The sequence below is a fragment of the Microbacterium sp. BH-3-3-3 genome (assembly GCF_007679045.1).
Lineage (GTDB): Bacteria > Actinomycetota > Actinomycetes > Actinomycetales > Microbacteriaceae > Microbacterium > Microbacterium algihabitans.
The window spans coordinates 1-13,752 of sequence record NZ_VEFS01000007.1 but is presented as its reverse complement, the minus strand read 5'-3'; the positions used below and the strand labels follow the sequence as shown (position 1 = coordinate 13,752).

12 protein-coding genes and 1 tRNA gene are annotated in these 13,752 nt (G+C 68.7%); 8 read left to right on the top strand and 5 right to left on the bottom strand.

Translation table 11 applies throughout. The features are described from left to right. Positions 1–87: 87 nt before the first annotated feature. Positions 88–1,050, top strand: coding sequence for a glycosyltransferase (locus FS769_RS15740; protein WP_186325590.1), 963 nt, complete (start codon positions 88–90; stop codon positions 1,048–1,050). 500 nt (positions 1,051–1,550) lie between these two features. Here the strand turns inward: FS769_RS15740 and FS769_RS15735 are convergent. Continuing rightward, positions 1,551–1,624, bottom strand: a tRNA-Met gene (locus tag FS769_RS15735). A gap of 83 nt (positions 1,625–1,707) precedes the next feature. Here FS769_RS15735 and FS769_RS15730 point away from each other — a divergent pair. Beyond that, complete coding sequence (locus tag FS769_RS15730) at positions 1,708–2,205, top strand: DUF6328 family protein (RefSeq protein WP_144835082.1); 498 nt, start codon at positions 1,708–1,710, stop codon at positions 2,203–2,205. After that, entirely contained in the window at positions 2,202–3,008 is an 807-nt protein-coding gene (locus tag FS769_RS15725; protein WP_144835080.1) for a carbon-nitrogen hydrolase family protein, read from the top strand. Before FS769_RS15730 ends, FS769_RS15725 begins: the two co-directional genes overlap by 4 nt. Before the next feature lie 35 nt (positions 3,009–3,043). Here the strand turns inward: FS769_RS15725 and FS769_RS15720 are convergent, their stop codons facing one another. Both FS769_RS15720 and FS769_RS15715 read right to left on the bottom strand, forming a co-directional pair. Continuing rightward, positions 3,044–3,262 (bottom strand): hypothetical protein, encoded by a 219-nt coding sequence (locus FS769_RS15720; protein ID WP_144835078.1) that lies wholly within the window; start codon positions 3,260–3,262, stop codon positions 3,044–3,046. Positions 3,263–3,416: 154 nt separating this feature from the next. Beyond that, positions 3,417–4,622 carry an aminotransferase class I/II-fold pyridoxal phosphate-dependent enzyme gene (locus tag FS769_RS15715; RefSeq protein ID WP_144835076.1) on the bottom strand — a complete coding sequence of 402 codons (1,206 nt, stop codon included), beginning with the start codon at positions 4,620–4,622 and terminating at the stop codon, positions 3,417–3,419. Between the two features lie 213 nt (positions 4,623–4,835). Here FS769_RS15715 and FS769_RS15710 point away from each other — a divergent pair, with 213 nt between their 5' ends. The 4 genes from FS769_RS15710 to FS769_RS15695 all read left to right on the top strand — a co-directional run bounded on the left by FS769_RS15710 (position 4,836) and on the right by FS769_RS15695 (position 10,210). Beyond that, positions 4,836–6,377, top strand: a complete 1,542-nt coding sequence (locus tag FS769_RS15710; protein ID WP_144835075.1) for a S1C family serine protease — start codon at positions 4,836–4,838, stop codon at positions 6,375–6,377. A 62-nt stretch (positions 6,378–6,439) separates the two neighbouring features. Continuing rightward, entirely contained in the window at positions 6,440–7,684 is a 1,245-nt protein-coding gene (locus tag FS769_RS15705; protein WP_144835073.1) for a CDP-glycerol glycerophosphotransferase family protein, read from the top strand. Beyond that, entirely contained in the window at positions 7,681–9,129 is a 1,449-nt protein-coding gene (locus FS769_RS15700) for a CDP-glycerol glycerophosphotransferase family protein (RefSeq protein WP_144835071.1), read from the top strand. The genes FS769_RS15705 and FS769_RS15700 overlap by 4 nt, the downstream gene beginning before the upstream one ends. 544 nt (positions 9,130–9,673) lie before the next feature. Then, a complete protein-coding gene (locus FS769_RS15695) occupies positions 9,674–10,210 on the top strand; it encodes a hypothetical protein (RefSeq protein ID WP_144835069.1) in 537 nt (178 codons plus the stop codon). Between the two features lie 119 nt (positions 10,211–10,329). On the opposite strand, the gene FS769_RS15690 is transcribed toward FS769_RS15695, so the two are convergent. Together FS769_RS15690 and FS769_RS15685 are read right to left on the bottom strand one after the other, a co-directional pair. Next, entirely contained in the window at positions 10,330–10,665 is a 336-nt protein-coding gene (locus FS769_RS15690; RefSeq protein WP_144835067.1) for a GIY-YIG nuclease family protein, read from the bottom strand. Positions 10,666–11,112: 447 nt separating this feature from the next. Further along, complete coding sequence (locus FS769_RS15685) at positions 11,113–12,195, bottom strand: glycosyltransferase family 2 protein (protein WP_144835065.1); 1,083 nt, start codon at positions 12,193–12,195, stop codon at positions 11,113–11,115. Between the two features lie 43 nt (positions 12,196–12,238). Between FS769_RS15685 and FS769_RS15680 the strand changes: the two genes are divergently transcribed. Then, positions 12,239–13,465, top strand: a complete 1,227-nt coding sequence (locus FS769_RS15680; protein WP_144835063.1) for a CDP-glycerol glycerophosphotransferase family protein — start codon at positions 12,239–12,241, stop codon at positions 13,463–13,465. The last annotated feature ends 287 nt before the right edge of the window (positions 13,466–13,752 follow it).

The following is a 13,752-nucleotide window of genomic DNA, read 5'->3' as shown; positions in this document are numbered from 1 at the left end:
GCGGCGCACAGTGACCAAGCGGTGGTCTACGCACATACGCCGATGCCGTCTTGTTCGAACAGGTGGCACGATCAATCCAAAGGACGGATGTCAAACACTATGAACGGAATTGCAGAGTTGCTCGGAGGCCAGCCGGTCAAAGCGCTGCTTATAGCATCGACCGGAGGGCATCTCGCCCAGCTGTTTCGTTTCTCTGCCAACTGGAATCTCAGCGACGAATCCTTGTGGGTAACGTTCGAGTCGCCTCAAAGCTTGTCGCTGCTCGCAGGAAAGAGGGTTCAATACGTTCCTTACGTTCCCCCACGTGGACTGAAGGAAGCTTTCGATGCTCGCCGAGCGATCAAGAACATTCTGCGGACCGAGAAATTCGACGCGGCGATAAGCACTGGGGCGGCTATAGCCGTGAGCGGCCTGCCCGACGCCGCCAAGTCGGGGGTGCCTTCTTTCTACATCGAAAGTGTTTCTCGCGTGCACGGGCCGTCTCTCTCCGGTCGTATCCTGGCACGCGTCCCGGGAATACGAACGTATACGCAGCACTCACACTGGTCGTCTCGGCGCTGGGTGGAGCACCCCAGTGTTCTAGATCAATTCCTCAGGGTTGAGCGAGACACGCTCGTTGACCGTCCACGGCTGTTCGTCACCCTCGGAACGATCAAGCCGTACCGGTTCGATTCAATAATCGATGGCGTCTTGCGCTCAGGCTTAGCTGATTCGAGTACCGTTTGGCAGGTCGGCGTGACCGGACGTAAGGATCTGCCCGGAGTCGTCCATGACCAGATGTCGGCCGGTGAGTTCATGGCAGCAGCGCAGAGTTCGGATGTCGTGGTGACGCACGCTGGAGTTGGTTCGGTCATAACGCTGTTGGAAGCGGGAATCCACCCTGTTGTGGTCCCGAGGCTGAAGCGCCGCGGTGAACACGTTGACGATCATCAACTGCAGATCGCAGGTTTACTCGAACGCAGCGGAGTGGCTACAGTGCGCGATGCCGAAGCACTCGAGCGGGAGAACTTCAGATCAGCTAGCCGCTACTCGACAAGAGGGCTGAGCTGAAGGGCTGTAGTCCTTCGTGTGGATCGTAGTCCGGCTGCTTTTAACTCGCTCGTCGGGCGGAGAGGCTCCTTCACCCTATGTCTGACCCAATAGTGGCTCCAGATGCTCGCGCGATGACCGCATGGACAGGTTCCGTCCGCTAAATCCGTAATGCGCGGGAGGAGGGCTTCTTGCTGGGTCACATATAACGCGTTCGCCCGGCTGGAGGCCTCACCAGGCTGTGCTCGTCATTGGCAGTGACGAGGGCAAGGTCCGTTGAGGTGAAGCAGGACGCTTTCTGTCTGGCTCGTGAACACGCATCGGTTCAGCCCCGTGGTGAGGCGTCTGAGGCTGCAGTCGAGTTGGCCCGGGTTAATAATCTGCCCGCTTCGAAGCCGCGGTCGCTGGGTGATGTCTATTCACGCGGCCGCAACCCATCCTTGAAATCGCGGGTAGAGCTCCGACCCGGATCGGTCTAATGCAGAAGGCCCCGGATCGTTCGATCCGGGGCCTTCGTCTTGTTGCGGGGGCAGGATTTGAACCTACGACCTCTGGGTTATGAGCCCAGCGAGCTACCGAGCTGCTCCACCCCGCGGCACAAGAGAAAACATTACCCACCGATGAACGGCATGGCAAATCCGGGCGCACCGCCCGGGAGTGTCGCGAGAGAATAGGCAGGTGAGCAACAGTTTCGACGATCTCGACGACGGACGGCCTGAAACGCCTGCGCAGCGCGCCGATCGCAACTGGAGCGAGATTCTGCAGGAACTTCGAGTGCTGCAGACGGGTACGCAGATCCTCACGGGCTTCCTCTTGGCGCTGGCGTTCCAGGCCGCTTTCACTGAGCTCGATGCCGCGCAGCGGTCGTTCTACCTCGTGCTGGTGTGCCTGGCAGCCCTGAGCGCCGTCGTGGCGCTCGCTCCGGTCGCTTTGCACCGTGCGGTCTTCCACCTGCAGGTGAAGCCCGCTCTCGTCCGCGTGGGGCATAACGCGCTCCGCGCAGCGTTGGCGCTGGTGTCTCTGCTGCTCGTCGGCGTCGTGGCGTTCGTTTTCGATGTGGTGATCGGTCTCGTCGCGGGGGCGATCGCCGGAGTCGTGCTGGGAGTGGTGATCCTCGTACTGTGGATCGTGGTGCCGGTCTTCGTCCGTCGCCGGGGGAGGGAGAGCATCCGATGAGTCGCGACTCAGTGGGCATCGCTGTCGCGCAGTTCGCCCCCGCCGCATCGCGCGAGGCGAATCTTGCCGACATCGACGAAGCGACGCGCACCGCCGCTGCACGCGGTGCTCGAGTGATCGTGTTCCCCGAGTACTCGAGCTACTTCGTCGACCCCTTCGACGACTCGCTCGCGGCCAACGCCGAGGACCTCGATGGGCCCTTCGTTCGTCACCTCACCGCCTTGGCGGCAGAGCTCGATGTCGTCGTGGTGGCCGGGTTGTTGGAGAAGGCCGACGACGGAAAGCGGGTGCGCAACGCGGTCGTGGCGGTGAGTGCTGACGGACTCCGGAGCGTGTACCGCAAATTGCACCTTTACGACGCGTTCGGGCAACGCGAGTCGGACTGGGTGGAGCCGGGTGAAATCTCGCCGCCGCAGACGTTCGAGCTCGACGGACTGCGATTCGGGCTCATGACCTGTTACGACCTGAGGTTCCCCGAGGTAGCGAGAACGCTCGCCGATGCCGGCGTTGACGTCGCGCTGGTGCCAGCGGAGTGGGTGCGCGGGCCGCTGAAGGAACACCACTGGCGAACGCTGCTGCAGGCCCGCGCGATCGAGAACACCTTCTTCGTTGCTGCAGCCGACCACCCGCCGCCCCTCGGCGTGGGGCACTCGATGGTCATCGACCCGCAGGGTGTCGTGCTGGCTCAGGTCGGCACGGCCACCGATGTGGCGGTCGCGCACGTGGATCCGGATGTCATCGCGCGTGTGCGGCGCGTGAACCCCGCTCTCGAGCTGCGTCGGTACCGCGTCACGCCGCGCTGAGCGGCGCCGCGGGACGGGGGAGTGGCCCGCTGCTGTCAGTGCTGCTTCTGCTCGAGTCGCAACAACGAGATGCGGCGCGTGCGCCACATTCCGGTGCGCACGGTGGCCATGGTGTAGCCCTCGGCGGTGAGCCGCGCGACGGCTTCAGGAGTGAGCCGGAGCCCACGCTCTGCGTTGGTCCAGCGAAGGTCTTTGCCATACAGCTCGGTGATGCGGACAGAACGAGCGGCGAGATCGTTTCGTTTACGAGGCATGTTCTACATTCGTCGGCTATTCGGCGAACCGCCCGGCGAGTTTCCGGCGGTTTTGCGCTGAAAGTACCACTCGGATGTTGCGCCCCAGGTGTCTGTGACGTTGCGAACACGTATGCGGGTTTTTTCGTTCACCCGCCCGTTCACCCGCTGGAATTCAGGCGCGGGACATTCCCGCGAGACGCTCGGCGGCCTCCGCCAGCACCTCGACACGTTTGCAGGCGGCGAAGCGCACGAGCGTGGCGTAGTCGTCGCGGTGCGCGGGGGTGACGAACGCGGTGAGGGGGATGCCCACCACCTCGGCGCGCGCGGGCAGCTCGCGGCAGAACGCGTCAGCGTCGGTGGCGCCGAGGGGAGCGGCATCCACCACCGTGAAGTACGACCCGGCCGGAGTCGACACGTCGAAGCCGGCCGCTCGGAGCCCCGTGCCGAGCAATGCCGCCTTCGCTGCCATCTCAGACGCGACTGAGGCGAAGAACTCGTCGGGCAGTCGCAGGCCGGTGGCGATGGCCGGCTGGAACGGCGAGCCGCCGACATAGGTCAGGTACTGCTTGACGGCGAGCACGGCGGTGACGAGGTCGGCGGGGCCGGTGACCCATCCGGTCTTCCAGCCCGTGAGCGAGAACGTCTTCCCTGCCGACGAGATGGTCAGTGTGCGCTCCGCGGCACCCGGGAGCGTCGCGATCGGCACGTGCGGTCCGTCGAAGACGAGGTGCTCGTAGACCTCGTCGGTGACGATGATCGCGTCGTGCTGATGGGCGAGGCGAACGACCTCGTCGAGCACGTCACGAGAGAACACGGTGCCCGTGGGGTTGTGCGGGTCGTTGACGAGGATCACGCGTGTGCGGTCGGTGACTGCCTCTGCCAGCTGTTCGAGGTCGGGCTGGAAGTCTGGCCAGCGCAGCGGCACCGGCACGAGGGTGGCTCCGGCGAGTGCGACGCAGGCCGCGTAGGAGTCGTAGTACGGCTCGAAGACGACGACTTCGTCGTCGGGGCCGTCGATGAGCGCGAGGAGGGTGGAGGCGAGCGCTTCGGTCGCCCCGACGGTGATGAGTACCTCGCGGGTGGGGTCGAGCTCGATGCCGTAGAAGCGTTTCTGGTGCTCGGCGACCGCCGCGAGCAGGTCGGGGAACCCCCGCCCGGGGGCGTACTGATTGACGCCGTCGGCGATGGCTTTGCGCGCCGCGTCGAGCACCGGCGCCGGGCCGTCTTCGTCGGGGAAGCCTTGACCCAGGTTGATGGCGCCGGTCGAGACTGCCAGTGCGCTCATCTCGGCGAAGATCGTGGGGACGGCCGTGCCGTCGGCCGAGAGAAGACCCGCGCCGCGAGCGGTGCGCTGCCAGGCGCCGGAAATGTGCTGCATGGATTCAAGGATGCCGCACGGTGCACACAGGGGGAGGCGGTGTGACGTGGGGAGTCGTTGCGCCGGGTGCAAGATCAGGGCAACCCCCCAGCGCAACCCGGGAATGCCACCCACCTCCTTCCTGCTAGACCCATAGAGGCGGCTCACACCCGTCATAGGTGGCCCACAGGATCGGTGGTCATCGTAGAAGCGCCTGGAAGAAGGAGCATCACCATGAGCGACACCACGGACAACCGTCCCGAGGGTAACGACAACAGCCGCTACACCGACCCGCAGAACACCGGCGCGCAGACGCCCGGTGCCCAGAACGCCGGCATCCCCCCGATGCCGACCCGATCGCCCGCCGCCGCGGCCGCCGCCTGGCCCCCGCCGGCGCCCAACACCGCGGCCCCGCAGCACGGCGCCAACACCGGCGCACCGCAGCAGCAGGGCGCATACGCCTCGGCCCCGTCGGGTGCGACGAGCCCCACCGGTCAGGCCTTCGGCCCCGGTGCGACCGCCGCGCACCCCACCATGCCGCTGCACGACGGAGCCCCCGCGGCTCCCCGCAAGAAGAGCGCGGCCCCCCGCGTCGCCGCCCTGCTCGTCGCCGCCGCCCTCGTCGGCGGAGCGGCCGGACTCGGCGGAACCTACGCCGGCCTCAACCTCTGGGGCGGCTCGAGCACCACGGCGGCCGCCGGCCCCTCGGCGATCACCGTCAACAACCCCGACGACGTCAACAACACCTCGGCGGTCGCCGCCAAGGTCGTCCCGAGCGTCGTCACGATCAGCGCGACGGGCGGCTCGTCGGGCGGCACCGGTTCGGGTGTCGTGCTGAGCAGCGACGGCTACGTGCTCACGAACACGCACGTGGTCACCCTCGACGGTCAGACCGGCAACGCGACCATCTCGGTCACGACCTCCGACGGCAAGGTCTACAAGGCCACCGTGGTCGGCACCGACCCCACCTACGACCTCGCCGTGATCAAGCTCGAGGGCGCCTCGGGCCTCACCCCGATCGAGTGGGCCGATTCGTCGAAGCTCAACGTCGGCGACAACACCATCGCCGTCGGCGCTCCGCTCGATCTGCCGAACACGGTGACCACCGGTATCGTCAGCGCGCTCAACCGCTCGATCCAGGTCGCCTCGTCGGCGGCTCCCAGCGATGGCAGCGACTCGCAGCAGGATCAGGGTCAGGGCGAGGGCGAGAGCCCGTTCCGCTTCGACTTCGGTCAGGGTCAGCAGCAGCAGTCGGCGAGCCAGACGATCAAGATCGCCGTCATCCAGACCGACGCCGCCATCAACCCCGGAAACTCCGGTGGCGCCCTCGTCGACAGCGACGGCAAGCTCATCGGCATCAACGTCGCCATTGCCAGCGCCGGCGGCTCGTCGTCGGGCGGACAGTCGGGCAACATCGGCGTGGGCTTCTCGATCCCGTCCGACATCGCCAAGCGCATCTCGACCGAGATCATCGACAACGGCTCCGCCACCCACGGTCTGCTGGGCGCGTCGGTTCAGGATGCCGCGTCGATCCAGGGCGCGACCACGACCGGTGCCTACGTCGCCGAGGCGCAGAGCGGTGGAGCCGCGGCATCCGCCGGTCTTGCTAAGGGCGACGTGATCACCAAGTTCAACGGTGTGCCGATCACCAACTCGATCGACCTCACCGCCCAGGTTCGCGCGCTGGCCGCGGGCTCCAAGGCCGAGGTCACCTACAACCGCAACGGTCAGGAGAAGACCGTCGAGGTCACCCTGGGCTCCATGCCCACCAGCTGATCCGACCCTTCTTCAGGCAACCCCCTTCGGGGCCGGACGCCACCCCGCGATAGGCTCGCGGGGTGGCGTCTTTCTCGTTCGGTGCGGGAAACGCGAGAAAACTCCGCCGCATCCCGCTCTACCTCGCCGGTCGCCTCGTGACCGCGATCGTGCCGCGCTCGCGCGACGAATGGGTGTTCGGCTGCGCGGTGGGCATCGCCGACGGAGCCCTCGCCCTGCACCGTGTCGCCGACGCGCACGGCGAGAAGACGACCTGGCTCGTCGCCGATGAGGCTCAGGCGCGCGAGGCCGAGAGGCTCGGCATCCGGTACGTCTTCCGTGACTCGCTGCGCGGGTTCTGGCGCACGGCACGGGCCCGCGTGATCGTCGTGACCCACGGCTTCGGCGACGCCCAGCGTTACGCCGAGCACGGAGCGCTGCTCGTGCAGCTGTGGCACGGCATTCCCCTCAAGCGCATCGGCCTCGACTCACCCGAGACCACGCGCGCTCCCGTGCTCCCGCGGTTGCTGCAGCCCGTGCTCGCGCACCTGTACCGCCGGGCCACCCGCCGCATTGCCGTGCTGCCCGCCGCCTCGCACCTCGTGCGCGGACGCCTCGAGAGCGCCTTCGGCCTGAGCGACGCCAGCGTTCCCGTCACGGGGGAGCCGCGCGTCGACGTGCTCTCGACCGGAACGCCCGCCGAACGTCGCGAGCGTGCGCGCACCGCCTTGTCGACAGTGCTCCGGATGCCGCTCGGCCACCGCCGCATCGTGCTGTACGCCCCCACCTGGAGAGACGGAGCAGCCGACCCCGCCGTGCCGACGATCGCCGAGTGGAACGGCATCCGGGATCTTCTCGACGCCCACGACGCGATGCTGCTCGTGCGCTCGCACCCGCTGGGGGCGGGGGAGTACCGCGCGCCGGGGGAGAGCGACCGCATCCGCCTGCTCGGCAGCGACCTGGTCGCCGACGTCACCCCGCTGCTGCCCGGACTCGACGTGCTCGTGACCGACTACTCCTCGCTCGCGTTCGATGCGGCGCTCGTGCCGCTGCCGGTCGTGTTCTTCGCCCCCGACCTCGAGGCCTACAAGGCCCGACGTGGCCTGTACGGCACCTACGCGGATGTCGCGGGGGAGCGGTTCGGGCGCACGTGGGACGAGACGCTGTCGCTGCTCGCCGAGGTGCTGACCGAGCCCACGGATGCCATCGAGGCCTCCGGACGCCGCAGTGCCGCCGTGCACGCCCACCGAGATGGGCGGAACGCCGAGCGCGTGTATCGGGTGATCCGGTCGCGGCTCGCTTCCCCCGGAAGGACTGATTCCCGATGACCGACGCGCGCCTGTTCGACGACGCCGGCACACCCGCCCTCGAGCTGAGCGGAACGGGTGCCCGCCCGGCATCCGTCGACCTCGTCGGAGCCCGCGCCCGCGTCAGCGCCCGCCTGCACGGACGCGGTCGCACCTGGCGCGCCGTGGTTCCGCTGCAGGCCGCGCGGTGGGGTGGCGCACCGCTGCCCCTGCCGTCGGGGGAGTACCGCCTGGAGGTCCCGGATGCCGACATCTCTGGCCTCACGCTCGCCGAGACCGCCCTGCCCGGCTTGCGTGCCGCGCTGAGCCACGGTGTCGTGAGCATCGCCGCCCCGATCGATCCCGTTTACGTGACGGGGGAGGGTCGCGCCGCCATCGAGCGCCGCTACGTCGGAGGAAAGCGCGAACCGCTCGAGAACGCCGTGTTCTTCGAGAGCTTCTACGGCCGCACCGCCGGCTGCAACCCGCTCGCCATCGACCGCGAGCTCGCCCGCATCGCCCCCGCCGTCACCCGGTACTGGAGTGTCGTCGACCTCTCGGTCGAGGTGCCCGAGGGCGCCATCGCCGTCGTCGAGGGCAGCCCCGAGTGGTGGCGCGCCCGCGGAGTCTCGCGCCTGCTCGTCGTCAACGACTGGCTGCGCCGCCGGTTCGTGCGCCGCCGCGGACAGCGCGTGCTGCAGACCTGGCACGGCACCCCGCTCAAGCGCCTCGCCCTGCACCGCCCCGGTTTCGACCCGCGACGCGCGCTCGCCGTGGTGCGCGAGAGCCGCCGGTGGGACGTGCTGCTCGCGCAGAGCCCCTACGCCGCGCGCGTGCTGTCGAAGGCATACGCGTTCGTGCGGCGGCCGATCTGGGTCGAGGGGTATCCGCGCGATGATTCGGTTTCGTCTTCGGCCTTGGGCCGGGAGACCCGGCGCCGGCTCGGCATCGGTGACGGGGAGCGCGTGCTGCTGTACGCCCCCACCTGGCGCGACGACCGCGAACGCATGGTCGACTTCGTCGACGCCGCAGCCCTCGCCCGCTCCGCCGACGCCGTCGTGCTCGTGCGCGGACACACCCGCACGCTGCTACCCGGAACCGACGCCGCCGGCCCCCGCGTCATCGACGTCACCGGGTTCCCCGACACCTCGGCCCTGCTCGCCGCGGCCGACGCGCTCGTCACCGACTACTCGTCGGTCATGTTCGACTTCGCCATCACCGGCAAGCCGATGTACTTCCTCGTGCCCGACCTCGAGCACTACCGCGGAGAACTGCGCGGCTTCTACTTCGACCTGCTCGACCTCGCCCCCGGACCGGTCGTGCGCTCGCAGGCCGACCTCGAGCGCGCGCTCGCCGAGGTCGACCCGGCGATCTTCGCCGAGCGGTACTCGCGTTTTCGCTCGTTGTTCGCTCCGCGGGACGACGGGCGGGCGGCGGAGCGGGTGGTTGCGCGGTTGCTGGACCAGGGGTTCGTGTCGCGCGGGTGACGCGAGGTGGCCGCGACGCGAGGTGGCTGAGCTTGTCGAAGCCACCGGGGGAGTGCGGGACGTGAGGTGGCTGAGCTTGTCGAAGCCACCGGGGGTTTGCGCAAGGCGAGGTGGCTGCGACGCGAGGTGGCTGAGCTTGTCGAAGCCACCGGGGGAGTGCAGGACGTGAGGTGGCTGAGCTTGTCGAAGCCACCGGGGCCACAGCGGCTCCCGGTCCCTTCGACAGGCTCAGGGACCTCTGTCACTGCGGGTCCCGGGCCCTTCGACAGGCTCAGGGACCTCTGTCACCGTGGCTCCCGGGCCCTTCGACAGGCTCAGGGACCTCTGTCACTGCGGGTCCCGGGCCCTTCGACAGGCTCAGGGACCTCTGTCACTGCGGGTCCCGGGCCCTTCGACAGGCTCAGGGACCTTGCCACCGACAAGCTCAGGGACCTCTGCCGCACGGCATCCGCCCCTCCACCATGGACGCCGGGGCCGCACCTCCCGCCCTGGGTATCCGCGCAGTGTTCCGAGACCTCGCTGCCCTGTCTGATTGGCTGGAGCGATGGATACGACGAGAAAAGCACGCATCGCCGTCATCGTCGTTGCGGCGGTATCGCTCGCGGGATGCACCGCGGGGGAGCCGGATGCCGCGACTCCGACTCCCGTCGAGATGACGGCCCTGCCCTCGGCCTCGCCGACCTCGACCGCCGACGCCGACATCGAGCGCGACGAAGCGGCGCTGCCGATACCCGCTGAGGGCATCAGCGACTGGGCGAACACCGCCGTGCCCGCGCCGGAGCCCGGTGAGGGGGCTGGGACGCTCTCGGGCTGGATGAGCCAGAACACCTCCCCGAACATGCTCACGTCATTCACCTCGCTGCCGCCGGGCGACTACCAGGCGCAGATCGCGTGCCGCGGTGAGGGAACCATCACCGTGACGGCCGGCGAGATCGACGCCGCTCCCGCCGCAGGGCCTCTCGAGTGCGACAACTCGACCGTCGCGTTCGGCGTGCAGACCGCGCAGACGGGTCTCGAGGTCTCGCTGTCGCTGGAGGGAGCGCCGACGATCTACGCGGTGTCGGTGGTGCCCGTCGGCTGAGCCCGTCGCAACGCGAGGTGGCTGAGCCGTCGAAGCCGCCGGGAGGGTGCGTAAGGCGAGGTGGCTGAGCCTGTCGAAGCCACCGGGGTCACTGCGGGGTCCCGGTCCCTTCGACAGGCTCAGGGACCTTCGTCACGTAAGGTGGCTGAGCTTGTCGAAGCCACCGGTCCCTCGCCAGATTGCGCGAGCCTCGGAAGGTCTTCCCACTGCGAGGCGATGAGCGCGAGCTTCTTCTCACGCCGCCAGCCCTGCAGCTGCTTCTCTCGCTCGAATGCCAGCTCGACCGCGTCGAACCACTCGGCATACACGAGTCGCACAGGCCTGCGCTTTCGCGTGAAGTTCGCGGCCATTTGATCGTCGTGGTTGTGCTCCCAGACGCGGCTCTCGAGTTCGCGGCCCGTGCTTCCGACGTAGAACGCGCCTCCGCGGCACTCGAGGATGTAGGTCCAAGGCATCCGCCGATGCTGTCACGGCTGCCCTCTCGCGCGGGGGAGCCTGTGGATAACGCAAGGTGGCTGAGCCTGTCGAAGCCACCGGGACAGCGGGTTGCGCAACGCGAGGTGGCTGAGCCTGTCGAAGCCACCGGGGTCACCGCGGGTTGCGCAACGCGAGGTGGCTGAGCTTGTCGAGGCCACCGGGGTCACTGCGGGTTGCGCAACGAGAGGTGGCTGAGCTTGTCGAAGCCACCGGGCATTCTGCGGCTCCCGGGCCCTTCGACAAGCTCAGGGACCTGTGCTGCGTGAGGTGGCTGAGCTTGTCGAAGCCACCGGGGCCCCCGCGGGTCCCGGGCCCTTCGACAAGCTCAGGGACCTACGTTGCGCGGGGTCCCGGTCCCTTCGACAGGCTCAGGGACCTCTGCCACCGCGAATCCCGGTCCCTTCGACAGGCTCAGGGACCGGGGTTTACGGCAGCGGGGTATTCCGCCCGCGCAAGCGCGAGGTGTCGACCGTGTCGCGCGCGCCGCGGAACAGCGCCCACACGAAGCCCGCGCCCCACGACACGTGCATCGAGGGCAGCACGGCGGCGGTCCACGCCTTGTCCCGCCACCCGCGGCCTCCGCCCCGGCCGAGCGCGACGACGGCGATCAGCGCGGCGTACGCGGCGACGGGCAGGTGCAGCAGCGATGCGGGCCCGCCCCGGCGGCGCGCGACCTGGGCCACGGCGGTGACGGCCGAGATCCCGGATGCCGCGAGCAACGCCGGCGGCGCGAAGTAACGCAACGAATTGCCGCGGCCGTACCGGCGCACGAGCTCGCCCCGCCACGCGCCCGTGGCACGGAACTGCCGCACGAGCCGCGTCCAGCTCTCGCGCGGCCAGTAGACGACCGACAGGGTCGGGTCGAACCAGACGCGGTAGCCGGCGCGGCGAATGCGCAGGTTGAGCTCCCAGTCCTCCCCGCGGCGGATGCTCTCGTCGAACAGGCCGACCTCATCGAGCACGGCACGGCGCATCACGCCGAGGTACGCCGACTCGGCCGGACCTTCATGCGACCCGCCGTGATACGCGCCGCCGCCGAGGCCCACGCGGGAGTTGTAGGCGCGCGCGACAGCGCGCTGGAAGGGCGAGCGCCCGTCGGCGCTCATGACCCCGCCCACGTTCGCGGCGCGCGTGCGGCGCAGGGTGTCCAGGGCGCGGCGCGTGTATCCGGGTGCGAGTTCGGAATGCGCATCCACGCGCACGATCGTCGGATACCTGCTCGCACGAATGGCGAGATTCAGTCCCACCGGAATGTCGGCTGCCGCATTCTCGATCAGCACGATGCGATCATCGGATGCCGCGAGCTCGCGTGCGATGACGTTCGTGGCATCCGTCGACGGTCCGAGAGCGAGCACGATCTCGACCGGCCCGGGAACCTCCTGCGACAGGGTGGATGCCACCGAACGCCGCAGATATCGGGCCTCATTCAGCACGGGCATGATGAAGCTCACGCCGGCGTCATCGGCAGGTACGGGCGCGTCTCTTCCGCCGGGGGTCGGGAGGGGCATCCGTCGATCCTTTCACGGGGCACCTGGCCGGTACCCTGGAACGATGCCCCTCGTCCGCGATACCCGACTCGCCATGGGGCTGCTGCGAAAGGCCCTCGCCACCCGCAATGCGCGCCGCGACCTGCGCCGTGCGCTCGAGGCGCGTGGCCCGTTGCCGACCGGCACGTTCCAGATCGCGGTGTATTTCGCCGACGGCGCGGTCAACATGTACCAAATGCGCCAGTGGTACGCGCCGCTGCAGAAGCTGGCCGAGAAATGGCCGGTCGTCGTCATCAGCCGCGCCATTCGCGGAGCCGACGCGTTGCTCAAAGACGGTGCCCTGCCGATCGCCTACGCGCCCACCGTCAATGCCGTCGAAGAGGTGTTGGCCGAGCAAGACATCCGCATTGTTCTGTACGTGAATCAGAACACGCGCAACTTCCAGATGTTCCGTTACGGGCAGCGCTGGCACGTGTTCATCAATCACGGCGAGTCCGACAAGATGTACATGTCGACGAACCAATACAAGGCGTACGACTACGCCTTCGTCGCCGGTGACGCCGCTCGAAATCGCCTTTCGCGCGTGCTGTGGGATTACGACCTCGACCGCCGCACGTTCTCGATCGGCCGCCCGCAGGCCGACCACTACTCGGGCGAGTTGCCGTACGCGCCCGACGACCGCACGGTCGTGCTGTACGCGCCGACCTGGGAGGGCGACCGCCCCTCGGCCCACTACGGCTCGATCGCCTCGCACGGTGAGGCCCTCGTGACGGCGCTGCTCGCCACCGGGCGTCACCGCGTGATCTACCGACCGCACCCGCGTTCGGGAGTGGTGGATGCCGCCTACGGAGCCGCCAACGCCCGCATCGTCGCCGCGCTGAAGGCGGCCAACGCCGCCGACCCGGCCGCCCACCACGTGCACGACACCGGCGCGGAGCTCGGCTGGCAGCTCGCCGCGGCCGACCTCGCGATCGTCGACATCTCGGCGATGGTCTACGACCGGCTCGCCGTCGGCAAGCCGCTGATGATCACGCGGCCGACCGACCCCGAGGCCCTCGTCGACGACAGCGGATACCTCTCGGCGTGCGAGTGGCTGGATGCCGCGGCATCCGGAACCATCGTCGCCGAGGCCGACCGCGTGCTGGGCGACCCCGACGCCGTCGGCCGCCTCGAGCACTGGGTGCAGCACTACTTCGGCGACACGGCGCCGGGCGCTGCGACGGAGCGTTTCGAGTCCGCGATCGCGGAGCTGATGCAGCGCTGGGACACCTGGCACCACACAGGTCCCTGAGCGTGTCGAAGGGCCCGGTACCCGCAGGTCCCTGGCGCAGCCCAGGTCCCTGAGCTTGTCGAAGGGCCCGATACCCCCAGGTCCCTGGCGCAGCCCAGGTCCCTGAGCTTGTCGAAGGGCCCGGTACCCGCGGTGGCCCCGGTGGCTTCGACAGGCTCAGCCACCTCGCGCAGCCCAGGTCCCTGAGCTTGTCGAAGGGCCCGGTACCCGCAGGTCCCTGGCGCAGCCCAGGTCCCTGAGCTTGTCGAAGGGCCCGGTACCCGCGGTGGCCCCGGTGGCTTCGACAG